General features: G+C 72.4%; 20 protein-coding genes. 7 read left to right on the forward strand and 13 right to left on the reverse strand.

What is annotated here, in order from left to right; all coding sequences use genetic code 11:
• Positions 1–31 precede the first annotated feature (31 nt).
• The 4 genes from ASF44_RS25230 to ASF44_RS25245 all read right to left on the reverse strand — a co-directional run bounded on the left by ASF44_RS25230 (position 32) and on the right by ASF44_RS25245 (position 4,032).
• Positions 32–853, reverse strand: a complete 822-nt coding sequence (locus ASF44_RS25230) for a flagellin (RefSeq protein WP_056901999.1) — start codon at positions 851–853, stop codon at positions 32–34.
• 163 nt (positions 854–1,016) lie between these two features.
• Positions 1,017–1,934, reverse strand: a complete 918-nt coding sequence (gene gluQRS, locus ASF44_RS25235) for a tRNA glutamyl-Q(34) synthetase GluQRS (RefSeq protein ID WP_056902000.1) — start codon at positions 1,932–1,934, stop codon at positions 1,017–1,019.
• Complete coding sequence (locus tag ASF44_RS25240) at positions 1,931–3,013, reverse strand: NAD(P)/FAD-dependent oxidoreductase (RefSeq protein WP_056902001.1); 1,083 nt, start codon at positions 3,011–3,013, stop codon at positions 1,931–1,933. The genes gluQRS and ASF44_RS25240 overlap by 4 nt, the downstream gene beginning before the upstream one ends.
• A 62-nt stretch (positions 3,014–3,075) precedes the next feature.
• Positions 3,076–4,032, reverse strand: coding sequence for a LysR substrate-binding domain-containing protein (locus tag ASF44_RS25245; RefSeq protein ID WP_056902002.1), 957 nt, complete (start codon positions 4,030–4,032; stop codon positions 3,076–3,078).
• 117 nt (positions 4,033–4,149) lie between these two features.
• Here ASF44_RS25245 and ASF44_RS25250 point away from each other — a divergent pair, with 117 nt between their 5' ends.
• From ASF44_RS25250 to ASF44_RS25260, 3 genes are all read left to right on the forward strand, one after another.
• Complete coding sequence (locus ASF44_RS25250; RefSeq protein ID WP_056902003.1) at positions 4,150–4,851, forward strand: pirin family protein; 702 nt, start codon at positions 4,150–4,152, stop codon at positions 4,849–4,851.
• A gap of 68 nt (positions 4,852–4,919) precedes the next feature.
• Entirely contained in the window at positions 4,920–5,342 is a 423-nt protein-coding gene (locus ASF44_RS25255) for a DoxX family protein (RefSeq protein ID WP_056902004.1), read from the forward strand.
• A gap of 38 nt (positions 5,343–5,380) precedes the next feature.
• Positions 5,381–6,259: a pirin family protein gene (locus ASF44_RS25260; RefSeq protein ID WP_056902005.1), complete on the forward strand. Its 879-nt coding sequence runs from the start codon at positions 5,381–5,383 to the stop codon at positions 6,257–6,259.
• A 110-nt stretch (positions 6,260–6,369) separates the two neighbouring features.
• Here ASF44_RS25260 and ASF44_RS25265 read toward each other — a convergent pair whose 3' ends face one another.
• The 5 genes from ASF44_RS25265 to ASF44_RS25285 form a co-directional block, all read right to left on the reverse strand.
• A complete protein-coding gene (locus tag ASF44_RS25265; protein WP_056902006.1) occupies positions 6,370–7,719 on the reverse strand; it encodes a TolC family outer membrane protein in 1,350 nt (449 codons plus the stop codon).
• A 14-nt stretch (positions 7,720–7,733) separates the two neighbouring features.
• Positions 7,734–8,075 carry a rhodanese-like domain-containing protein gene (locus tag ASF44_RS25270; RefSeq protein ID WP_056902007.1) on the reverse strand — a complete coding sequence of 114 codons (342 nt, stop codon included), beginning with the start codon at positions 8,073–8,075 and terminating at the stop codon, positions 7,734–7,736.
• A gap of 4 nt (positions 8,076–8,079) precedes the next feature.
• Positions 8,080–8,766 (reverse strand): protein-L-isoaspartate O-methyltransferase, encoded by a 687-nt coding sequence (locus ASF44_RS25275; RefSeq protein WP_056902008.1) that lies wholly within the window; start codon positions 8,764–8,766, stop codon positions 8,080–8,082.
• Positions 8,767–8,797: 31 nt separating this feature from the next.
• Positions 8,798–9,490, reverse strand: a complete 693-nt coding sequence (locus ASF44_RS25280; RefSeq protein ID WP_056902009.1) for a TetR/AcrR family transcriptional regulator — start codon at positions 9,488–9,490, stop codon at positions 8,798–8,800.
• Between the two features lie 74 nt (positions 9,491–9,564).
• Positions 9,565–10,344, reverse strand: a complete 780-nt coding sequence (locus tag ASF44_RS25285; RefSeq protein WP_056902010.1) for a YdcF family protein — start codon at positions 10,342–10,344, stop codon at positions 9,565–9,567.
• 98 nt (positions 10,345–10,442) lie between these two features.
• On the opposite strand from ASF44_RS25285, the gene msrA reads away from it, so the two are divergent.
• The 3 genes from msrA to ASF44_RS25300 all read left to right on the forward strand — a co-directional run bounded on the left by msrA (position 10,443) and on the right by ASF44_RS25300 (position 13,459).
• Positions 10,443–10,973 carry a peptide-methionine (S)-S-oxide reductase MsrA gene (msrA, locus tag ASF44_RS25290; protein WP_056902011.1) on the forward strand — a complete coding sequence of 177 codons (531 nt, stop codon included), beginning with the start codon at positions 10,443–10,445 and terminating at the stop codon, positions 10,971–10,973.
• Positions 10,974–10,983: 10 nt separating this feature from the next.
• Positions 10,984–11,301 (forward strand): hypothetical protein, encoded by a 318-nt coding sequence (locus tag ASF44_RS25295; RefSeq protein WP_056902012.1) that lies wholly within the window; start codon positions 10,984–10,986, stop codon positions 11,299–11,301.
• A 79-nt stretch (positions 11,302–11,380) separates the two neighbouring features.
• On the forward strand, positions 11,381–13,459 hold the full coding sequence (locus tag ASF44_RS25300; RefSeq protein ID WP_056902013.1) for a TonB-dependent receptor: 2,079 nt from the start codon (positions 11,381–11,383) through the stop codon (positions 13,457–13,459).
• Here ASF44_RS25300 and ASF44_RS25305 read toward each other — a convergent pair.
• Genes ASF44_RS25305 through ASF44_RS25315 form a run of 3 tightly spaced genes read right to left on the reverse strand, consistent with a single transcriptional unit; the run spans position 13,456 to position 20,128 of the window.
• Positions 13,456–18,792: a diguanylate cyclase gene (locus tag ASF44_RS25305; protein WP_056902014.1), complete on the reverse strand. Its 5,337-nt coding sequence runs from the start codon at positions 18,790–18,792 to the stop codon at positions 13,456–13,458. The two genes, ASF44_RS25300 and ASF44_RS25305, sit on opposite strands and share 4 nt — an antisense overlap.
• 16 nt (positions 18,793–18,808) lie before the next feature.
• Positions 18,809–19,162, reverse strand: a complete 354-nt coding sequence (locus tag ASF44_RS25310; protein ID WP_056902015.1) for a hydroxyisourate hydrolase — start codon at positions 19,160–19,162, stop codon at positions 18,809–18,811.
• Between the two features lie 30 nt (positions 19,163–19,192).
• A complete protein-coding gene (locus tag ASF44_RS25315; RefSeq protein ID WP_056902016.1) occupies positions 19,193–20,128 on the reverse strand; it encodes a LysR substrate-binding domain-containing protein in 936 nt (311 codons plus the stop codon).
• A gap of 183 nt (positions 20,129–20,311) precedes the next feature.
• Between ASF44_RS25315 and ASF44_RS25320 the strand changes: the two genes are divergently transcribed.
• On the forward strand, positions 20,312–20,932 hold the full coding sequence (locus ASF44_RS25320) for a glutathione S-transferase family protein (RefSeq protein WP_056902056.1): 621 nt from the start codon (positions 20,312–20,314) through the stop codon (positions 20,930–20,932).
• Here the strand turns inward: ASF44_RS25320 and ASF44_RS25325 are convergent, their stop codons facing one another.
• Positions 20,933–21,721 carry an IclR family transcriptional regulator gene (locus ASF44_RS25325; protein ID WP_056902017.1) on the reverse strand — a complete coding sequence of 263 codons (789 nt, stop codon included), beginning with the start codon at positions 21,719–21,721 and terminating at the stop codon, positions 20,933–20,935.
• Positions 21,722–21,758 lie beyond the last annotated feature (37 nt).

Here is a 21,758-nt window from a genome sequence, read left to right on the forward strand (position 1 = left end):
CGCGGTTGGCTTCAGGGGGCGGCGTGGCCGCTTATTGCAGCAGCGACAGGGCCAGTTGCGACATCGCGTTGGACTGCTTGAGCATGGAGGTGCCGGCCTGCATCAGCATCTGCTTGGTCGTCATGTTGGCCGACTCGGAGGCGTAGTCCACGTCCATGATGCGGCCGCGTGCGGCCTCGGTGTTGGTGCTCATGTTGCCCAGGTTGTTGAACACATGGTCCAGGCGGTTGGAGATGGCGCCCAGGCCCGAGCGGAAGGTGCTCAGCTCGGTGATCTTGGTGTCGATCGTCGTGATCGCCGCGGTGCCGGTGGCCGCATCGGTGACGGCCGTGACCGTGCTGGCGAACGTGGTGGGGATGGTCAGGCTGGCCAGGGTCAGGGTTTCGCTGGCGGAGGCACCGATCTGGAACTGCGTCGCGGTGGTCAGCGCATTGGTGCCCGTGAACAGCGTGCGGCCGCCGAACGAGGTGTTGGTGAAGATGTTGGTCAGCTCGGCTTCCAGCGCCGTCAGCTCGGCGCTGATCGCGGTGCGGTCGTCGGTGCTGGCGGTGTCGGACGCGGCTTCGGTCGCCAGGTCCTTCATGCGCAGCAAGATGTTGGTGGACTCTTGCAGCGCGCCTTCGGCGGTCTGCAGCATGGAGATGCCGTTCTGCGTGTTGCGCTGGGCCACGGCCATGCCGCGGGTCTGCGAGTTCAGGCGGGTGGCGATCTGCAGGCCGGCGGCATCGTCCATGGCGGAGTTGACGCGGTAGCCGGTGGACAGGCGCGTCAGCGAGGTGGTCAGTGCCTTGTTGGTCGAGGTCAGCGTGTTCTGACCGGTCAGCGACGCCGCGTTGGTGTGCAGGCTCAGCATGGTGGTTACTCCTTGCGGTTGATGGGGTACAGGCCACTGTTGCGCCCGTACCTGGACAAGGCGGTCAATCGCAGGAAAAAACTAAATCGAAGTTTGCCGGGGGTGGCGCGGCGGGTGCGTGGTGCGCCGAACTGCGGGTGAAGCGGCAGTCCGTGTGGCGTCCCTACAGCGGTTCATGCGCCGGCCCGCAGGCTGTCCCCACCGCGGCCCACGCCGCGGTCCAGCAGGCCAGCCGTTCGGCCGGACTGCCCGCGGCCTGCGGCAGGCCCAGCCGGCCGGCGGCAGCCTGCAGCGCGGCGGCAGGGTCGCGCAGGTCCAGGGCCTGCGCGCCGTTCTGCTTGGACAGCTTCTCTCCGTCGGCCGCCAGCACCAGCGGGGTGTGCAGGTAGCGGGGGCTGGGCAGGCCCAGCGCGCGTTGCAGCAGGATCTGGCGCGGCGTGTTGTCGGCCAGGTCGGCGCCGCGCACCACGTCGGTGATGCCCTGGGCCGCATCGTCCACGACCACCGCGAGCTGGTAGGCCCACAGGCCGTCGGCGCGGCGCAGCACGAAGTCGCCCACGGCCCCCTGCACGTCCTGCTGCTGCGGCCCGAGCCGGCGGTCCTGCCAGGCCACCGGGGCCGCACGGTCGGTGCGCAGGCGCCAGGCGCGCGCGCGCCGGCCGTGCAGGCCGTTGCGGCAGGTGCCGGGGTACACCAGCTCGCCGTGGCGCTGGGTTGGGTCGGCCGCCTGGGCCAGCGCGATCTCGCTGCGCGAACAGGCGCAGGGGTAGGCATGGCCGGCGGCGACGAGGCGCTCGAGCGCCGCCGCATACAGGGCGCCGCGCCGGGACTGCCAGGTGGGGGCCTCGTCGGGCAGCAGCTGGCAGGCGGCCAGCTGGGACAGGACCAATGCGTCGGCGCCGGGCGGGCAGCGCGGGGTGTCCACATCCTCGATGCGCACCAGCCAGCGGCCGCCGTGGGCGCGGGCGTCGAGCCAGCTGGCCAGCGCGGCGACCAGCGATCCGGCGTGCAGCGGCCCGGTGGGCGAGGGCGCGAAGCGGCCGGTGTACGGGTGCGGCAGGGGGCGTGGCGCGGGGTTCACGCCATCTGCAGCGCCAGCTCCAGGCCCGAGACGAAGGCGTCCTCGACGCGGTGGCCCAGGCACCAGTCGCCGGCCACGCCGATGCGCAGCGCTTCGTCCCAGACATGGCTTGCGCCCAGCGGCGCCAGGGTCTGGGCCTGGTGCCACAGGTGGGCGGTGGCGAAGGCCGGCGCGGCGCGGATGCCGGTGACTTCGGCGAACGCGCGCAGCAGCTTGGCCTGCACGCGGGTGGGGTCGTCCTGCAGGTGCTCGGCCGACCAGGCGGTGGAGGCCTGCACGGTCCAGCGTTCGATGGTGCCGCGGCCGGGCTTGGAGTTCTCGCGCGCCAGCCAGGCGATGCGGTGGTGGGTGCTGCGCGCCGCGTTCCACTGCGGCCCCAGGTGCGGCAGGCCGACCTGCTGCGCCTGCGGAAAGGCCAGCAGCAGCGTCCAGCACGGGCCCACGCTGACGGCGGCCATGCGCTCCTGCAGGGCCGGCGCCAGGCTGCTGGCGCGCAGCAGCTGCAGCGCCTGCACCGACGGCACGGCCAGCACCACGTCCACGAAGCCGCCGAACACGCGCTGCGCATCCGGCGTGCCGAGCATGCCTTCGGTGGTCAGCTGCCACTGCTGCGGCTGCAGCCGGTCGGGGGCGATGCCGGTCACCCGGGTGCCGAACTCCACGGCCAGCGGCGTGGCCCAGTGCGCGGGCAGGGCCTGCATGCCGGGCGCCGGCACCCAGTGGCGCTCGCCGGTCGGCAGCGCGGCGGCGGCCACGCGGCCATAGGGGTCCAGCACGTGCACGGTGTTGGCGCTCCAAGGCCGGCACATGGTCTTGGCCGTTTGCTCCAGCGCCTGGGCGAAGCGCGTGTCGCGCACGGTGAAGTACTGGGCGCCGTGGTCGAAGCTGCCGAAGGCCGTGTCGGCCGTGGCCATGCGGCCACCGGGCACGGTGTTGGCTTCGAACACCTGCACGTTGTGGCCGGCCTGCGCCAGCGTGCGCGCGCAGGCGATGCCGGCGATGCCAGCGCCGATGACGGCGATGCGCCGCGCGGGCGCGGCGGATGTTGTGGATCTTGTGGGCCGGGTGCGCGTGTTCATGGGCCGACTCTACACGGTGGGCGCGGGGCTTTGCCCGGCGCACCCACCCGCATCAACCCGCATCAACCCGCATGAAGGGCATTGAGCAGCGCCGCGCGCGTGGCCGGGCTTTCCAGCTGCTGCAGCCACCACTGCACGGCGCGGCCCAGGCCCAGCCCGCTGGAGGCGGCATGCCAGGCGTAGCCCACGTCGACGATGCGCTCGGGCTGCTGCACGCGGCGCGCCACCAGGCGGCCGGTGTCGATGTAGGGGCGGGCCAGGCTCTCGGGCAGGAAGCCGCAGCCCAGCCCACGCAGCTGTGCCTCGAGCTTGGCGCGCATGGTCGGCACGGTCAGCACGTCCTGCCCGCCCAGCAGGCCCAGCGTCACATTGGCGCGCTGCGCCGAATCGGCCACCGCCACGGCGCGGTGTTGCTGCACCAGCGCGTCGGGCAGCGGTTCGTCGGCCTGCGCCAGCGGGTGGTGCGGCGCCATGGCATAGACGAAGCGCATCTTGCCGAGCGGCTTGACCTGCAGGTCGCGGATCGCGCCGCCGTGGGTGACGACGCCGATGGCCAGGTCGGCCTGGCCGGTGACGAGCGCCTCCAGCGTGCCCGAGAGCACTTCTTCGCGGATCTTCAGGCGCGTGGGCGGCGCGGTGGCGTAGAAGGCCTCGCACAGGTCGAGCATGGTGGTGCGCGAGATCACGCTGTCCACCGCCAGCGTGAGCTGGGGCTCCCAGCCCGTGGCCACGCGGCGCACGCGGTTGGCCACCGCGTCGATCTCGTGCAGCAGGCGCTGGCCTTCGCGCATGAGCTCGGCGCCGGCCTCGGTCAGCCGGGCCTGGCGCGAGCTGCGGTCGAACAGCAGCACGTCCAGTGCATCCTCGATCTGGCGCACGCGGTAGGTGAGCGCGCTGGGCACCAGCCCCAGCGCGCGGGCGGCCGCCGCGAAGCTGCCGGACACCGAGATGGCCTGCAGCATGGCCAGCGCATCGGGGGTCAGCACGTCGCGGGGGCTGGGAGGGCTGTGGATGGGCATGGCTTTGTTCAGTGGCTTTGAATGATGACGCGAATTCGCGTGCATTGTCTTTGAATGCCCGCCACCTAAAGTTCTCGCCATGCGCCGCCTGGCGCACGTCAAACCAAGGAGCCCCACATGCTGACACTGCGCAAATCCGCCGACCGGGGCCATGCCGACCACGGCTGGCTCAAGTCCCACCACAGCTTCTCGTTCGCCGGCTACCACGACCCGGCGCACATGGGCTGGGGCAACCTGCGCGTGATCAACGAAGACCGCGTCGCCCCCGGCAAGGGCTTCGGCACCCACGGCCACCGTGACATGGAGATCATCAGCTATGTGCTGTCGGGCGAACTGGCGCACAAGGACACTCTGGGCAACGTCAAGGGCATCCCGCCCGGCGACGTGCAGCGCATGAGCGCCGGCACCGGCGTGATGCACAGCGAGTTCAACCATGCGCCGGACCAGACCACGCACTTCCTGCAGATCTGGATCGAGCCGGCCAGGAACGGCATCGCGCCGAGCTACGAGCAAAAGCGCTTCGAGGCCGACGAGAAGCGCGGCCGGCTGCGGCTGGTGGCCTCGCCCGACGGTGCCGACGGCTCGGTGACGGTGCATGCCGATGCCGCGCTGTACGCCGGCCTGTTCGACGGCGCCGAGGCCGCCACGCTGGCCCTGGACCCGGCGCGCAAGGGCTACGTGCACCTGGTGCGCGGCGCGCTGGACGTGAACGGCCAGCGCCTGCTGGCCGGCGATGCCGCGCTGCTGCAGGGCGAGTCGCAGCTGGCGCTGTCGGGCGGGCAAGACGCCGAAGTGCTGGTCTTCGACCTCGCGGCCTGATACTGCGGGGCCTGCGCGCCAGGGTGGTGCGCAGGCCGTTTCCCTTGGGTTTCCACACGGAGCACGACATGAACACCTCGACCTCTCTTTCCCCCAGCCCGGCACAGGATGGCCTGGCGCTGCTCGGCCGCATCCTGCTGGCCGTGCTGTTCATCCCGGCCGGTTTCGGCAAGCTGACCGGTTTCGCCGGCACCGTGGGCTACATCGGCTCGGTCGGCCTGCCGCTGCCGCAGGTGGGCGCGGCGCTGGCCATCGTGGTCGAGCTGGGCCTGGGGCTGGCGCTGCTGCTCGGCTTCAAGACGCGCCTGGCGGCGCTGGTGCTGGCGCTGTTCACGCTGGCGGCCTCGTTCTTCTTCCACAAGTACTGGGCGCTGCCTGCCGACAAGGCCATGGTGCAGCAGCTGATGTTCATGAAGAACGTGGCGATCACGGGCGGCCTACTGGCCTTTGTGGCATTCGGCGCAGGGCGGCTCAGCATCGACCGGCGCTGACTACACTGCCCCGATCCACGATCAGAAAGTGCACACGCATGGCCATCGAACTGCTGTTGAACGGACACGACAAGGACCTGGGCGGCGGCTTCACCGTGCGCCGCCTGCTGCCGGCGGCGAAACGCCAGGCGGTCGGCCCCTTCCTGTTCTTCGACCATTTCGGGCCCGCCGAGCAGCGGCCCGAGGACAACCACGACGTGCGGCCGCATCCCCACATCGGCCTGGCCACGGTGACCTACCTGTTCGAGGGCGCGATCTTCCACCGCGACAGCCTGGGCTCGGAGCAGGAGATCCAGCCCGGCGCGGTCAACTGGATGACGGCCGGCCGCGGCATCGCGCATTCCGAGCGCCGGCCGGCCCGGCTGGCGCAGCAGGCTTACGTGAACCACGGCCTGCAGCTGTGGGCGGCGCTGCCCGAGGCCAACGAGCACGATGCGCCGAGCTTCCAGCACACGCCGGCCGGCAGCATCCCGGAGCTGAGCGTCGACGGCGTGCAGGTGCGCGTGCTGATCGGGCAGGCCTTCGGCAAGGTCTCGCCCGTGACCACCTTCTCGGAGACGGTGTACCTGGACGTGGCGCTCAAGGGCGGCACCAGCTTTGTGCTGCCGCCGCTGGCGCCCGAGCTGGCGGTCTACGCCGTCGACCATGCGCTGACCGTGGACGGCGAGGCGCTGGCCCCGCGCCAGATGGCGGTGCTGCGCCCGGGCGCCGGCGTGGCCATCCACAGCACCGCGCCGGCGCGCGTCGCCGTGATCGGCGGCGAGCCACTGGGCCACCGCCACATGTGGTGGAACTTCGTGGCCAGCCGCAAGGAGAGCATCGTGCAGGCGGCCGACGACTGGGAGGCCGGCCGCTTCGGCCGCGTGCCGGGCGAACGCGAGTTCATTCCCTTGCCCGAGCGGCGTTTCAGCGCGTGAACGGCTGAGCGCCACGCCACGCCACGAAAAAAGGCCGGCACCTCGCGGTGCCGGCCTTTCGCGTTGCGGCGGTCGACGATGGCTGTACTACGCAGATTTCTGCGAGATGCTCAGCGCACCAGCAGGGCCTCGATGGCCAGCAGGTCCTCGGCGCGCAGGCTGCCGCTGGCCTGGCGCAGGCGCAGGTCGCCCAGCAGCACGTTGTAGCGGGCCTGGGCGAGGTCGCGCTTGGTCTGGTAGAGCTGGCTCTGCGCGTTCAGCACGTCGATGTTGATGCGCACGCCCACCTGGTAGCCCAGTTTGTTGGCGTCCAGAGCGCTCTGGCTGGAGGCCTCGGCGGCCTGCAGGGCCTCGACCTGGCCCTTGCCCGACATCACGCCGAAATAGGCCGTGCGGGTGTTCTGCACCACGGTGCGCCGTGCCGCCTCCAGGTCGGCCGCGGCCTTCTCTTCGAGCGACAGGGTCTCGCGCACGCGGTTCTGCACCGAGAAGCCGGCGAACAGCGGCACCGTCATCTGCACGCCCAGCACGGCCTGGTTCTGGCGGGTGCCGAAGGCCAGGCTGTTGCTCGGATAGCCCTGCGGGTAGCGGTTGACGCCGTAGCTGGCCTGCAGGTCGACCGTGGGCTTGTGGCCGGCGCGCGCCTTCTCGGTTTCCAGCCGCGCGACATCCACGCCGATCCGGGCCTGCAGCACGACGGGATGGCCCTCGGCCTGCTGCACCCAGCCCTCGACATCGCCCGCCAGTGCGGGCAGCGGCACCGGCTGGGCCAGCGGCGTGGGCCGCGCGTCGGTGCGGCTGACCACGGTGTCCAGCGCCAGCTTCTTCACGCGCAGGTCGTTGGCGGCGGCGATCTCCTGGGCCATGACCAGGTCGTGCCTGGCCTGGGCCTCGCGGGTGTCGGTGATGGTGGCGGTGCCCACCTCGAAGTTGCGCCGCGCCGAGGCCAGTTGCTCGGCCACGGCCGTCTTCTGCGCCTGCACGAAGGCGAGCGTGTCCTGCGCGGCCAGCACGTCGAAATAGGCCTGGGCCACGCGGATGACGAGTTCCTGCTCGGCCACCAGCAGCTGGGCACCGGCGATGTCGGCCAGCTTCAAGCCCTGCTCGTAGCCGGCCCAGTTGCCGGGCCGGTACAGCGGCTGCGTGGCACCGATGCTGGCCGTCAACGAGGTGTAGGTGCCGTCGACGGGCGGCGTGGTGCTGTCGTAGGTGTTGCGCGACGCGCCCGCCGTGAGGTTGGCGCTGGGCAGGATCAGCGCGCGCGACTGGTCGGCCTTGGCCAGGTTGGCGTCGTACTGAGCGCGGGCGCCCTGGTAAGTGGCATCGGTGGCGCGTGCCGCCTCGAACAACTGCACCAGCGTCTGGGCCGACGCCGCCGGCACCACGCCCAAAGCCGAGAGGAGCAGCAGGCTGGAGGTGCTGCGCCGGAGTGCGATCTTGTATTTTCTCGTCTGCACCATGGCCTGCCTTCGTCCTAGTAACGGGGAACGGATGGGTCGCGCTGCTGCGACCAGGCGTCGATGCCTCCGCTGATGTTGGCGACGTGCTCGAAGCCCTGCTGGACCAGGAACTGCGCCACGCGCATGCTGCGCGCGCCGTGGTGGCACAGGCAGGCGATGGGCTGGCTGGGGTCGAGCTCGGCCAGGCGGGCCGGGATCTCGCCCATCGGAATCGCCAGCACGGCGAAACCATCGGGCTGGACGCTGGCCACGGCCAGCTCCGCAGGTTCGCGCACGTCCAGCACGGTGACCTGTCCTTCGGAAGCCTTGCCCTGCTGCCAATCGCCGAGCAGGGCGGGGGTGACGTGGTCGATCATGGTCTCAGAACTGGAAGGACGAGGGTTCCGCGAAGTTCTGCAGGCGCGGCACGATGGCGTCCCAGGGCGAGGCGGTCTCGAAGCGGCCCTCTCCCACGCGGGTGATGACCTGGGCGCGCATCATCGGCTCGCCGCCGACGATGGCGAACAGCCGGCCGCCCGGCTTGAGCTGCTGCAGCAGCGCCGGCGGCACGGCAGCCACCGAACCGCTCAGCAAGATGGCGTCGAACGGGCCATCGGCGGCGGCGCCCTTGGCACCGTCGGCATGGCGCACCTCGGCGTTGGCGATGCCGGCCTCGCGCAGGTTGGCGCGGGCGGTCTCGGCCAGCGCGGCCTCGATCTCCAGCGTCAGCACGCTGGCGGCCAGGCTGGCCATCAGCGCGGCGGAATAGCCGGAGCCGGTGCCGATCTCCAGCACGCGGTCGGTCTTCTTGAGCTTGAGGTCCTGCACGCTGCGCGCCTCCACGCGCGGGGCCAGCATGCAGTGGCCCTGGCGCAGGGCCGCTTCGTGCGGGGTGCGCAGCGGCACCTCGGTGTCCATGAAGGCCAGGCCGCGCAGTGCGGCCGGCGTGAACTGTTCGCGCCGCACCTGCCCCAGCAGTTCCAGCACGGCGGGATCCAGCACATCCCAGGGGCGGATCTGCTGCTCGATCATGTTGAAACGGCTGAGTTCGATTTCGGCGGAATTCATTTTTCGGGGGGGCGTAGCAGGGGACGCGGAGTCACGACAGAGCCGGGATTCTAGAGGCCGGTGCCTGGCCGGGCTGCAACAGTCCATGCAGGATGATGTCCAGCTGGGAGGCGATGTAGCGTTCCGGCATCAGTTGCTCGGGCACGGGGGCAACCAGGCTCAGCGCATGCTTGTGCATGACCAGGTAGAGGATGGTGCTGGTGATGCTGTAGACGGCGTATTCGGCATCGAGCGCGCGGAACTCGCCGCGGTCGATGCCGCGCTGGATGAGGCCGCGCAGCAGCTGCTGCGACGGCCGCACCACCTCGGCGTGGTAGCAGGCGGCCACCTCGGGGAAGTTCTGCGCCTCGCTCATGACCAGCTTGGTCAGGCCGGTGAGCTTGGTGGCACCCACCCGCGTCCACCAGGACTGCAGCGCATGGTGCAGCATCTCCACCGCGCTGCCGTCCATGGTCTCGTACTCGGCTTTCCAGTCGGCGAAGCGCGTCGACAGGTTTTCGTGCACCACGGCCCGGAACAGCTCTTCCTTGCTCGGGAAGTACAGGAACAGCGTGCCCTTGGAGACGCCGGCCCGCGCGGCCACGGCCTCCACCCGCGTGGCGGCGAAGCCCTTTTCGACGAACAGGTCCAGCGCCGCGTCCAGCAGTTCGCTCGGGCGGGCGTCCTTGCGCCTGGCGTGCCTGACGGCAGCCTTGGCGCGGGGGGAGTGGGAGGGTTCGACCATTCTTAATGACTGACCGGTTAGTAATGTAGGCAGCCGGGAAATGGCCTGTCAAGGCGGCGCGGGTGTGGCTGGCGTCAGCGCCCCAGGCGCAAGGCCAGCCACTCGCGCACGACGGCCGATGTGTTGGACAGGCCATGCGTCGACGGCAGCCACTCCAGCAGCGGCCGCTGCAGCGGCACCGCAAAGCCCATGGGCGCTGGCAGCACCTGGAGCCCGGCCGCCTCGAAGGCCCGCACGGAGCGCGGCATGTGCCAGGCGCTGGTCACCAGCGCGATGCGCTCGATGCCGTCGCGGCGCAGCAACGCGGCCATGTTCCGGGCGTTCTCGATGGTGTCGCGCGACTGGCCGTCGGCCCAGCGCAGCGGGGCCAGCCCGGTGCGGGACAGCATGCGTGCCACGGCATCGGCCTCGTCGGGGTGCTCGGCCTCGCCGGCATTGGCCCATCCGATGCCGCCCGCAAAGCCCAGCGGCAGGCCGCTCTCGCGCGCCAGCCAGGCCGCGTACAGCGCACGCGTGCCGGTCTGGCTGGATGGCTGGGGTCCTTCCAGCTCGGGCACGCGCGGGTACAGGCCGCCGCCGAGGGCGATCACGGCCTGCACCTGCCGCGCCTGCAGCATGGCCACGGCCTGGGCCGGCGGCAGCGCCACCACCGGCGGCAGCAGCAGGTCGGACAGCCGCACGGCCACCGCATTGCTGCACAGCAGCCACAGCAGCACCAGGCCGGCCAGGCCGAGCGCACGCCCGGCCCGGCGCCGACGGCGCGCGAGCAGCCAGCCGAAGGCGATCAGCAGCAGCGGGCCGGCCGGCGGCAGCACCAGCGTGGAGAGGATGGGGCGCCACTCGGCAGGGTTCATGGGCAGGCGGACCGGCGAAGGGTTGATGGAGGCGGGCGGGCATTCTCGCGGATGGCCACGGCACAATGCCGGCTGCAAATTCTGGCGAAGGGCATGGCATGGCAACGGAAACCATCACACTGGGCGGCGGCTGCTTCTGGTGCACCGAGTCGGTGTTCAAGGAGGTCGAGGGCGTGCTCGACGTGGAGAGCGGCTACAGCAATGGCCAGCTGTCCAACCCCAGCTACGAGCAGGTCTGCACCGGCCGCACCGGCCACAACGAGGTGGTGCGCCTGCAGTTCGATCCGGACCGGATCAGCCTGCGCGAGATCCTGGAGATCTTCTTCGTCGTGCACGACCCCACCACGCTGAACCGCCAGGGCAACGACGTGGGCACGCAGTACCGCAGCGGCATCTACCTGGACAACGCGGCGCAGGAGCCCGTGGCACGCGAGGTGATCGCCGAGCTGGCGAGCCACAGCGCCGCGCCCATCGTGACCGAGGTGCTGCCGTTGTCCAACTACTCGGCGGCCGAGGAGTACCACCAGGACTTCTTCGAGAAGAACCCGCACCAGGGCTACTGCATGGCGGTGGCCGCGCCCAAGGTGGCCAAGTTCCGCAAGACCTTCAGCCGCCTGGCCAAGCCCTGATCCTGGTCTGATGCACCGCCTGCGCCTGTTGCAGCGCCGGCCACTGTGGTGGCTGGGCCTGCTGCTGGGCGTCTGGCTGTCGGCGCAGACGCTGGCGCTGGCCCACCGCGAAGTGCATGGCAGCGCCAGCGACCATTTCCACCCCGGCCATGCCGCGGCCGATTGCCAGCTCTACGACCATGCCGGCGCGGCCGACGTGCTGGCCGGCGTGCCGCTGCCGGCACCGGCACTGCTCGATGCGCCGGCGCCCCATGCGCCGCAACGCCCGGCGCTGCGCGCGCCGGCGCCACCGCCGTTCCACGCCCGCGGCCCGCCCGCGCTTCGCTGAATTCCCTCGCCTTGGCCGCGCGCCTGCCCACACGGCAGGTGCGCGGCCGCATGCACGACCGATTCAACGAAGCCATTCCATGTCTCCTCATTTCTCGCGCGGCGCCGTCGCCGCCGCCGTTTCCTGCGCCTGCCTGGCCAACTGCTGGGCGCAGTCCGATGCCGCCACGCTGAAGGAAGTCACCGTCACGGGCAACCCGCTCGGTTCGGCCGACGCCGTCGCTCCCACCACGCGCCTGGAAGGCGACGAGCTGACCCTGCGCCGCCAGGGCACGCTGGGCCAGACGCTGGACGGCCTGCCCGGCGTGGGCAGCACCTACTTCGGCCCCAATGCCAGCCGGCCCGTCATCCGCGGGCTGGATGGCGACCGCATCCGCGTGCTGCAGAACAGCGGCGCCATGCTGGACGCCTCCTCGCTCAGCTTCGACCATGCCGTGCCCTCCGATCCGCTGACGGTCGAGCGCATCGAGGTGCTGCGCGGCCCCGGTGCGCTGCTGTATGGCGGCAGTGCCGTGGGCGGCGTGGTCAACCTGATCGACAACCGCATTCCGCGTGCGCCGCTGTTCGACGCCAAGGGCGGCGTCACGGGCGCGGCCGAGGCGGGCCTGTCCACCGGCGACAAGGGCCGCGACGGCGCGCTGCTGCTCGAAAGCGGCAACGACCGCTACGCGCTGCACGCCGATGTCAGCAAGCGCCGCACCGACGACGTCGCGGTGCCCGTCGAGCTGGCCTGCAGCAAGCCCGGCAGCGCGCAGCTGGCCCGGCGCATCTGCAACTCCGCCAGCGACACCGAGAGCGGCTCGGTCGGCGGCTCGCTGTTCTTCGACCACGGCTACCTGGGCGCATCGGTCACCGACTACCGCAGCGACTACGGCACCGTGGCCGAGGACGATGTGACGATCGGCATGCGCTCGCGCCGCTATGCGCTGGCCGGCGAATGGCGCCAGCTGCCAGGCTGGTTCAGCAGCGTCAAGCTGCAGGCCGCGCACACGCGCTACCGCCACACCGAGTTCGAGGGCGATGAGGCCGGCACGCGCTTTCGCAACCAGGGCAATGACCTGCGCCTGGAAGCGCGTCACCAGCCCATCGGCCCGCTGGAGGGCGTGGTCGGCCTGCAGCTGGACAGCAACCGCTTCTCCGCCGAGGGCGAGGAAGCCTTCGCGCCGGCCAGCCGAACGCGTCAGCAGGCGCTGTTCGTCTACGAGGAACTGCCCACCGGCTGGGGCAAGTGGACGCTGGGCGGCCGCGTGGAGCGTGTCAAGGTGCGCTCGGACCGCAGCAGCGATCCAGACGTCACGCGCTTCGAGACGGGCGAGCGCAGCTTCACGCCCCACAGCCTGGCCGGCGGTGCGCTCGTGAAGCTCTCGCCGGCCTGGCAGTTCACGGCCAATGTGGCGCACAGCGAACGTGCCCCGCGCGACTACGAGCTGTTCGCCAACGGCCCGCACCTGGCCACGGCCGCCTGGGAGACGGGCGATGCCTCGCTTGCCAAGGAAAAGTCCAACAGCGTGGACCTGGGCCTGGCCTGGCAGTCCGGCCCGCACAAGGCGGCGCTGAACGTCTATGCCAGCCGCTTTTCCAACTACATCGGCCTGGTGGACACCGGCAACACGCGCAACGCCGAGGGCGAAGTCAATCCCACGGACGGCGACGAGGCGCTGGCCGACCTGCGCTACGCCGGCGTGCGTGCGCGCTTCCATGGCGCCGAGGCCAGCGGCACCGTGCGCCTGCTGGGCGCGGGTGGCCTGGGCCGCGCGGACACCATCGGCACGCTGGACTTCCTATGGCGCGCCGACCTCGTGCGTGCGACCAACCTGGACAGTGGCGAGCCGCTGCCGCGCATCGCGCCGGCCCGGCTGGGCGGCACGCTGTCGTGGGCACAGGGCGCCTGGGGCGCGCAGCTCGGCGTGGACCTGGTGCGCGCGCAGCGCCGCGTGCCGGCCGAAGGCCAGCGCGCGACGGACGGCTATGCACTGTGGAACGCCGCGCTGAGCTACCGCGTGCCACTGGGCGGCTCCGAACTGCTGTGGTTCGCGCGCGTGGACAACATCACTGACGCGCTGGCCTACAGCGCGGTTTCGGTGCTGACCACCACGGCCTTCCCGAAGTCGCCGCTGCCCGGGCGCAGCGCGCGGCTGGGTGTTCGGCTGACCTTCTAGCCCGCGCAGACGCGGTTGCGGCCGGCGTGCTTGGCCGCGTACAGCGCGCTGTCGGCGTGGCCCAGCAGCGCGTCGGCACCTTCGCCGTCCTGCCACTGGGCCACGCCGAAGCTGGCCGTCATGCGCAGCGCGCAGTGCGGCGACAGCGGCACGTGCATGGCGGCGATGCGCTCGCGCAGCCGCTCCGCCAAGTGCAGCGCGGCCTCCATGTCCGCCTCGGGCAGCAGGATGCCGAACTCCTCGCCGCCCAGGCGGCCGACCAGGTCCTGCTGGCGCACCATGGCGCAGCAGGCGGCCGTGGCCTGGCGGATCGCCTCGTCGCCGGCCGAGTGGCCGTACTGGTCGTTGATCTGCTTGAAGTGGTCGATGTCCAGCATCACGATGGCCAGCGGCCGGCCGTAGCGGCGCGCGCGCTGCAGTTCGGACGCGGCCCGCGCCATGAAGTGGCCGCGGTTGGCCACGCCGGTCAGCGCGTCGGTGGTGGCCAGGCGGCGCAGCTCCTCCTCCATGTGCTTGCGGGCCGTGATGTCGATGACGGTGGCCATGACCGAGGCCTCGCCGTCGTAGACCATGGGCACCAGCGTGACCAGCCCCCAGCGGTCCTCGTCATCGCGCGTGCGCAGCAGCACCTCGAAGTCGCGCACCACGCCGTCGCGCCGGTAGTGTGCGTACAGCCGTTCGCGGTCGCGCACGTCGCGGTAGAGCATGGCGGCCGGCTGGCCGATGAGCTCTGCCGGCGTCATGCCCATGCCCGCGGCCGCCGGTCCATTGGCGTAGACGAAGATGCCGTCGGATGCGCGCGTGACGGTCATCGGCACCGGCGCGTTGCCGAGCAGGGCGAGCATGCGCTCCTCGCTCTCGCGCAGCGCGCGCGTGCGGTCGGCCACGCGCTGCTCCAGCGTGGCGTTGAGTTCGCGCAGGCGCTCGACCAGCTGCGCGTTGTCCAGCGCCGCCACCACGTTGCCCGACAGCAGCCGCAGGAACGCGGTGCGCTCGGACGAGAAGGCGCCGCCGGTGGCCTCGTTCTCCAGGTACAGCGCACCGACCACCTGGCCTTGCCGCAGCAGCGGCAGGCCCAGCACCGAGCGCCCGCCGTGCCGCGCGAAGTAGGGCAGGGCCTGCCAGGCGGGCGCGTGGCGCAGGTCGTCCACCAGCACCGGCTCGGCGCTGTTGAGCACCGTGCGCAGCAGGGGCAGCGGCAGGCTGGCATCGCAGTCTTCCAGCGCGCCCAGCCGGGCCGCCGCGCCGGTGTCGGCCGCCACCTGCCAATGCCCTGCGCTGCCGGTGCCGCCGCCGGTGCCGCCCAGGACGATGGCGGCGCGCTGGGCGCCGGCGTTCTCGCGCAGCAGGTGCAGCAGCCTTGCCAGCAGCGGCGCCAGCGCGGTCTCGGTGGTGATGGCCTCCACCGATTTCATGAGCGATGCCAGGTCGAGCGCGGCGCTCGGACCCTGGCTGGTGGCCGTGACGGTGGCCGGCGCGCTGCCCGCCAGCGCCACCGCCCCCCAGCGCAGGAAGGCGGCGCGGGCCTCGGCGGCGTCGGCCGCGGCCTGGCGCGGGGTGCGCTGGTGCCGCCAGCCGGCCCGGCCCTGCAGGGCCAGTGCCTGCAGCAGCGGGTGGTCGCCGGCCGCACCCAGCGCCCGCGCGTGCGCGGCCTCTGCTTCGTCCTCGGGCGCCAGCAGGGCCTGCAGCAGCAGGGCCAGCGGCGCCAGTTCGGGGTTGTGGGCGGTGTTGCGCTGCAGCTGGGCCAATGCCGTCTCGGCGCGCGCGCGGCGCTCGTCGGCCAGTCCGGGTTCGGCCGCGGCCAGGCGCAGTGCGGCGCTGGCCGTGAAGAACAGGCAGAACGGCACGATGAGCATGCCGCGGCCGGCGCTGAACAGCCGGGCGGCGGCCTGGCCTTCGGCCTCCGCGCGCGCGTCCTGGCCCGACAGGGCCAGCAGCATGCAGGCGAAGGCATGGCGGAACATGGCGCCGGTCTGGTCGCCGCGGGCCGCGTAGGTGGCGTCCAGCGCGGCGGTGGAGAAGCCTTCGCCGTCCAATGGCGGGTCGGCCAGCGCGCCCCCCTGCAGCACCGCCACCACGCGCTGCAGCACCCGCACGTAGTCCAGCGCGACGGGCTGGCGGATGCGCCGCAGCACCTCGGCGTGCGACTGCAGCACGGGCGCCAGCGCGGCCAGCGGCTCGCCGGCCAGCAGCGCATGGCAGCCGTGCAGGTACAGCGCCAGTCCGGCATGGCGCAGGTTGCCGAAGGTCTGGCCGTTCTCGGCCACCTCGCGCAGGGCCGGCAGGCCGGTGCGGATGGGTTCGATCCAGTGCCGCAGGAAGGCGTTGAACGAGAAGCCCGCGTGCGCCTGCACCTGCCGCCAGCCGTGGCGTTCGATCAGGCCCATGGACATGCGGCCGAGCCGGTAGCCGAACGGGTAGTCGCCCAGGAACTCGGCCACCATGAGCCCCAGCACCGAATAGGCCGACAGCGCCGCCGGCGCGTGGCCGCGCGCCACCATGAGGCGCACCTGCAGCACGGTCAGCAGCGGCAGCAGCGCCGGACGGCCGATGTAGGCCGCTGCCGTCATCTTGGCGGCGATGGCCAGCTGCAGCAGCGCATCGGCGTCCTGCATGGCGGGGCGCTCGGCCAGGGCGTCGACGCCGATGGCCTCGATCTCGGCGCGCAGCGCGGCCACCAGGGCCACGACCTCCTGCGCGCTGGCCGCCTCGGGCAGCACGGCGCCGAGTTCGCGCAGCGCCTGCAGGCCCAGGTCCAGCGTGCCGGCGAGCTGGCCGGCCGCGTACAGCGACTCGATGCGCACATCCATCAGCTGGGCGCGCTCGGCTGCGTTGCGGGCGTGGGGCAGGGCCGCGTCCAGGCAGGCGTCCAGGCGCGCCGGCCGGCCGGCCAGCGCGGCCATGCGGGCCGCGTGCACGTGCAGGGCGAGATGGGCCGCATGGTTCTGCGCCCAGGCGTCGGCGGGGGCCAGCGCCAGTGCGTGGTCGGCATGCGCGGCGGCCAGGTCGAAGGCGGCGGCGTCGCGGGCGCGCTGCGAGGCCCGCAGGTTCAGCGCGGCCAGTGCGGCGCGCTCGCGCGCATCGCCGATCAGCGCGGCGCCGCGGTTGAGGTGCTCGACCACGTCGAAGGCCGGCCGCTGCGGGTCCGTGCGCGGCAGCAGCAGCCGGCCGATGCGCAGGTGCAGCGCCGGCATCTCGGTCGGTGCGGCCAGCGCATAGGCGGCTTCCTGCACGCGGTCGTGGGCGAAGTCCAGCACCACCTGCAGGCTGGCACGCTCCTCGGCCTGCAGCACGCCGACCCAGCGGTACTGCCCGTCCGTGGGCTGCAGCAGGCCGGCCTGCAGGGCCGGCGCCAGGTGCGCCATGGCCTGGTCGTCGGCCTGGCCGCTGGCGGTGGCCAGCGTGCCCAGGTCGAAGCGCCCGCCCAGGCAGGCGGCGACCGAGAGCAGCGCCTGTGTCGGCGCCGGCAGGCGCTGCAGCTGGCCGGCCATCAGCGCGGCCACGTTCTCGGCCAGGCGTTCGCCGGCGATGGCCTCCAGCGACCAGCGCCAGCGCGCCGCGGGGCGGTCCAGCCAGAGCAGCTGGCGCTGGGCCAGGTCCTCGACGAAACGGCGCAGGAAGAACGGGTTGCCGCCGGTCTTGGCCTGGCACAGCGCGGCCAGCGCCTGCACCTCCTCGCCCTGGCAGTACAGCGTGTCGGCCAGCCACTGGCGCGTGTGCTGCGGCGCCAGCGGGCCGACCTCGAGCAGCAGCGCCTTGTCCTCGCCCAGGCTGGCGTACAGCGCGAGGTCCTGCGCCAGCGGATGGTCGGCCGGCACCTCGTTGGAGCGGTAGGCGCCGATCAGCAGCAGGTGGCGCAGGCCTTCGTCCTGCACCATCTCGCGCAGCAGGCGGCGCGCGGCGCGGTCGGACCACTGCAGGTCGTCGACGAACAGCACCAGCGGCTCCTCGGCACTGGCCAGGGCCGCGCAGCACTGCAGCACGCTGCGCACGAAGCGGTTCTCGGCCTCGGCAGGGCCCAATGGCAGCAGCGGCGGCACCGGGCCGAGCAGGCGCGCCAGGTCGGGCACGGCCTCGGTGACCACGGCGGCGTTGTCGGCCAGCGCGTCCAGCAGGGCGGCGCGCCAGCGTGCGCGGGCCGCGTCGGGCAGGGCGAGGATCTGCCGGCCGCGCTGCTGCAAGGCCTCGAAGAAGGGCGCGCAGGGCGCGTGGCCGCCGTACTGGTTGAACTTGCCCGAGACGAACTGGCCGCGCAGGCCCAGCAAGGCGCGCTGCACCTCGTGCACCATGGCCGTCTTGCCGATGCCGGGCTGGCCGGCGATCGCCAGCAGCCGGGCCGGGCCCTGGGCGGCGGCCTGCACGCAGCGCAGCACGCGCTCGACCTCGGCATCGCGGCCGTACAGCCGGCCGGACAGCTGCAGCTGCTGCGGCAGGTCGCCCTGGGCCAGGCGGTGCGCCGCCAGCTGCGCGGGCTGGTCCAGGTGCGCCAGGAGGTGCAGCAGGTCGCGGCGCAGCGCGTGGTGGCTCTGGTAGCGGGCCTCGGGCGCCTTGGCCAGCAGCCGGGCGACGAGCGCGTCGAGCAGGGCCGGCACGTCCGGGCGCCAGGTGGCGAGTGCCGGCGGGGCCAGCGTGAGGTGGGCATGCACCGCGGCGACCGGGTCGTCGAAGGCGAACGGCGGGCGGCCGGCGATGCATTCGTACAGCGTGGCGCCCAGCGCATAGAAGTCGGCGCGGTAGTCGACGTCGCGGTTCATGCGGCCGCTCTGCTCGGGCGCCAGCGTCGCCAGCGTGCCTTCCAGCGCGTCGGGGCGGGCCAGCACCGGGCGTTCGCTGGACAGCTCGGCCGCGATGCCGAAGTCGATCAGCCGCACCACGCCGCGGTCGAGCTCGGCGATCACGTTGCCGGGCGAGACGTCCTTGTGGATCACATGCCGGGCGTGCACGGCCTGCAGCGCATCGACCACCGCCAGCGCCACGCGCAGCACGGCCGCCAGCGGCAGCGGCCCCTGGCGCAGCAGCTCGCGCAGCGACAGCGCGCCGTCGTCGGGCATCTCGTAGTACAGGACGCCCTCGAAGCTGGCGCGCCGCGTGGGCCGCAGCACGTGGGGATGCTCGATGCGCCGCGCCAGTTCGTACTCGTGGCGAAAGCGCGCCATGGCCACCGCCGGCTGCGCGGCCGCGGGCCGGTGGATCTTGACGACGACGGGCGCGGTGGCGTCGTCGCGCGCACAGCGCAGCACCAGGGAGCGGTCGCTGTGGTGCAGTTGCTGCAGCACCGTGTAGCCGGCCCAGCGCCGGCCGGGAACCGCCAGCTCCCGTGCGTTCAGCTGCATGGCAGGCGGGGGCGCATCAGGCACCGCGGAAGCAGGAGAGCCCCCAGGGGGTCAGCTTCACCGGCAGGTGGTAGTGGCGCGTGGTGTCGGCCACCGCGAAGCGAAAGACCTGCACGTCCATGAACGCCGGTTCGGGCAGCGCGGTACCGCGCGCGCGGTAGTAGTCGGCCACGTGCAGGCGCAGCTCGTAGCGGCCGGCGCCCATGGGTTCGGCCACCCCCTCGATGGCCGCGACCAGGCCGTTGCCGCCCACCGTGCCCGACACCAGCTCGCGCCATTGCCCGGCCTCGTGGAACAGCACGTCCACGCGCATGTTGCGCGCGACCAGGCCATTGGCGACATCGACGACGTGGACGGAAATGGTTTGCATGGCGGGGGTGCGGAGTGAAGGCGGCGCATCCTAACTTGCCGCAGGGCAGTCCGAAGAGGCGGCCGGCGGGGCGGCGCCGTCGCGCTCCGCCGCGTAGCGCAGTGCCTCCTCGCGCAGCCAGCCGATGAAGTCCATGGGCGGCGTCTGCGCGCCGGCCGGCTGCGGCCACACCAGCCAGTAGGGGTAGGCGTAGGGCGCGCGGATGCCGGTCAGCGCGACCAGCTCGCCGGTGCGCAGCAGGCCATCGACCAGGCTCAGCCGCTCCAGCGCCACGCCCAGCCCCAGGCGCACGGCCTGCAGCGAGAGGTTGGAGTCGTTGATCCACAGCCCGCCCGCGGGCGAAGGCTCGGGCAGGCCGGCCCGCTGGCACCAGGGCGCCCAGGACTCGGCCGAGCGGATCAGCGGGCACTGCAGCACCTCGGCCGGGGTGTGCGGCAGCGCGCCGCCGTTCAGGCCGGGCGCGGCCACCATGACCAGCTCGTCGGTGAACAGCTGCTCCTGCACCATGCCGTCCCACGGACCCTGGCCCATGCGGATGGCCAGCTGCGCACCGGCCTGGCGCAGGTCCTGCAGGTCCAGGCTGGCCTGCAGCCGCACGCGCCGGCCCGGGTGCGCCGCCAGGTAGCGCGGCAGCCGCGGCAGCAGCCAGTGCTGGCCGAACGAGGGGATCAGCGCCACCACGAGTTCGCCCGCGCGCGGGCGGATGCGCAGCGCGCGCGTGGCGTCGCCGATGCCCTGCAGCGCATCGCGCACCTGCAGCGCGTAGAGGCGGCCGTTCTCGGCCAGCCGCACGCCGCGGCCCTCGCGCTCGAACAGCGCCAGGCCGAGCATCGCTTCGAGCTGGCGCAACTGCTGGCTCACGGCGGAGTGCGTGACGTGCAGCTCGTCCGCCGCGCGGCCCACGCTGCCCAGCCGGGCCACGGCCTCGAAGCAGCGCAGCGCGTTCATGGGAGGAAGGTCGCTCATGTCAGTGGCGCCAGGCCGCCCGAAGACACGGACGCCCCTCGGGGGGGCCGCGGACCGCGCGAAGCGGGGAAGCGTACGGGCAGTCTCATGTCAATTTTTCTAACGGTTTGGCCAAGAAAAAAGCGATGGATGGTAGTTGCAATGCCAGATAGATTCATAGCCACTGAAAGGAAAACTGCAATGTTGGAACTCATCGGCATGCTCGACTCGCCCTATGTGCGCCGTGTCGCCATCAGCCTGGAACTGCTGGGCCTGCCCTTCGTCTCGCGGCCGATCTCGGTGTTCCGGCAGGTCGATGCGTTCCGCGCCATCAACCCCGTCGTCAAGGCGCCCACGCTGGTGGCCGCGGACGGCACGGTGCTGATGGATTCCAACCTGATCCTGGACCACGCCGAGGCCCTGGCCGGCCCGGCGCGCAGCCTGTGGCCGGCGGCGCCGGCCGAGCGCCTGCGCGCCTTGCGCCTGACCGGCTTGGCGTTGGCGGCCTGCGAGAAGGCGGTGCAGATCGTCTACGAGCAGCAGCTGCGCCCGCCCGAGAAGCAGCACCAGCCCTGGCTGGACCGCGTGCACGCCCAGATGCTGGCCGGCTTCGGCGCGCTGGAGGACGAACTGCGGCGCGGCCCGCCGCCTGCGCCGGCCGGTGGCCAGCCGCTCGGGCAGGCCGGGCTGACCCTGGCGGTGGTCTGGCATTTCGCGCGGCAGCTGGTGCCAGGCCATCTGCCCGAGGCGCCGTTCCCGCTGCAGCGCGCGGCCTCGGTGCAGGCCGAGGCCATGGCCGCGTTCGCGGCCTGGCCGCACGGCTGATCAGCGCCAGCCGAGCCGCCGCGACACCTCGGCCGCGGCCGCGCGCACCGCCTGCGCGGCGGCCGAGTCCCAATCCGCCGGGAAATGGTCCTGGTGGCCCAGCGCAGTGACCACGATGGCGGGCTGGCCCTCGTGGTCCAGCGCCGCGGCGCTGAAGGCGTTGACGCCCGGCATCGGCCGGCCGTTGGCGCGCGCCACGCCGTGGGCGCGGTGCTCGGCCACGGCCGTCTCCAGCTCGGCGCGCTGGGCGGGCGGCAGGGGCCGGCCGGCCTGGTCCGGATCGCCCAGCGGGCCGGCCAGCGTGCGTTCGATGCGTTCGAGCGGCAGCACGGCGGCGAAGGCGCGGCCGGTGGCGGTGTTCAGCAGCGACATCACCGTGCCCGCCCGCATCGACACATGCAGCGGCTGGCGCGCGTCCACCATGCGCACGATGGTGGCGCCGAAATTGCCCCACACCGCCAGCGCCACCGCATAGCCCGTGCGCTGCGCCAGCTCCTCGGCCACCGGCACCGCGGCCTTCACGGGGTCGAGCTGGTGCAGGTAGGTCAGCCCCAGTTGCAGCGCCGCGGGCCCCAGCGCATAGTGTCCGGTGCCGGTGTCCTGGGCGATCAGCTCCAGCTTGGCGAAGCTCACGAGGTACGGGTGGGCGCGCGATGACGGCATGCCGGCGGCCGCCGCCAGGTCCTTGAGCGACATCGCGCCGGGCTGCCCGGCCAGCGCCAGCAGAAGCCGCGCGCCGACCTCGGCCGACTGCACCGCGCGCTGGCCCTTGTCTTCTTTCTTGTCCATGCCGTGAGTTTGCAGGATGCAAATGGGTTTGACAAAC

It is taken from the genome of Pseudorhodoferax sp. Leaf274, from assembly GCF_001422445.1.
Taxonomy (GTDB): domain Bacteria; phylum Pseudomonadota; class Gammaproteobacteria; order Burkholderiales; family Burkholderiaceae_C; genus Pseudorhodoferax.

What these genes read in the sequence shown, in the direction of transcription:
- ASF44_RS25255 (WP_056902004.1), top strand. Translation starts at nt 4,920, where the DNA reads ATGAACACCTCGACCTCTCTTTCCCCCAGCCCGGCACAGGATGGCCTG.
- ASF44_RS25265 (WP_056902006.1), bottom strand. Translation starts at nt 7,719, where the DNA reads ATGGTGCAGACGAGAAAATACAAGATCGCACTCCGGCGCAGCACCTCC.
- ASF44_RS25310 (WP_056902015.1), bottom strand. Translation starts at nt 19,162, where the DNA reads ATGCAAACCATTTCCGTCCACGTCGTCGATGTCGCCAATGGCCTGGTC.
- ASF44_RS25245 (WP_056902002.1), bottom strand. Translation starts at nt 4,032, where the DNA reads ATGCCCATCCACAGCCCTCCCAGCCCCCGCGACGTGCTGACCCCCGAT.
- ASF44_RS25300 (WP_056902013.1), top strand. Translation starts at nt 11,381, where the DNA reads ATGTCTCCTCATTTCTCGCGCGGCGCCGTCGCCGCCGCCGTTTCCTGC.
- ASF44_RS25250 (WP_056902003.1), top strand. Translation starts at nt 4,150, where the DNA reads ATGCTGACACTGCGCAAATCCGCCGACCGGGGCCATGCCGACCACGGC.
- ASF44_RS25305 (WP_056902014.1), bottom strand. Translation starts at nt 18,792, where the DNA reads ATGCAGCTGAACGCACGGGAGCTGGCGGTTCCCGGCCGGCGCTGGGCC.
- ASF44_RS25295 (WP_056902012.1), top strand. Translation starts at nt 10,984, where the DNA reads ATGCACCGCCTGCGCCTGTTGCAGCGCCGGCCACTGTGGTGGCTGGGC.
- ASF44_RS25315 (WP_056902016.1), bottom strand. Translation starts at nt 20,128, where the DNA reads ATGAGCGACCTTCCTCCCATGAACGCGCTGCGCTGCTTCGAGGCCGTG.
- ASF44_RS25285 (WP_056902010.1), bottom strand. Translation starts at nt 10,344, where the DNA reads ATGAACCCTGCCGAGTGGCGCCCCATCCTCTCCACGCTGGTGCTGCCG.
- ASF44_RS25275 (WP_056902008.1), bottom strand. Translation starts at nt 8,766, where the DNA reads ATGAATTCCGCCGAAATCGAACTCAGCCGTTTCAACATGATCGAGCAG.
- ASF44_RS25230 (WP_056901999.1), bottom strand. Translation starts at nt 853, where the DNA reads ATGCTGAGCCTGCACACCAACGCGGCGTCGCTGACCGGTCAGAACACG.
- ASF44_RS25270 (WP_056902007.1), bottom strand. Translation starts at nt 8,075, where the DNA reads ATGATCGACCACGTCACCCCCGCCCTGCTCGGCGATTGGCAGCAGGGC.
- msrA (WP_056902011.1), top strand. Translation starts at nt 10,443, where the DNA reads ATGGCAACGGAAACCATCACACTGGGCGGCGGCTGCTTCTGGTGCACC.
- ASF44_RS25325 (WP_056902017.1), bottom strand. Translation starts at nt 21,721, where the DNA reads ATGGACAAGAAAGAAGACAAGGGCCAGCGCGCGGTGCAGTCGGCCGAG.
- ASF44_RS25260 (WP_056902005.1), top strand. Translation starts at nt 5,381, where the DNA reads ATGGCCATCGAACTGCTGTTGAACGGACACGACAAGGACCTGGGCGGC.
- ASF44_RS25280 (WP_056902009.1), bottom strand. Translation starts at nt 9,490, where the DNA reads ATGGTCGAACCCTCCCACTCCCCCCGCGCCAAGGCTGCCGTCAGGCAC.
- ASF44_RS25240 (WP_056902001.1), bottom strand. Translation starts at nt 3,013, where the DNA reads ATGAACACGCGCACCCGGCCCACAAGATCCACAACATCCGCCGCGCCC.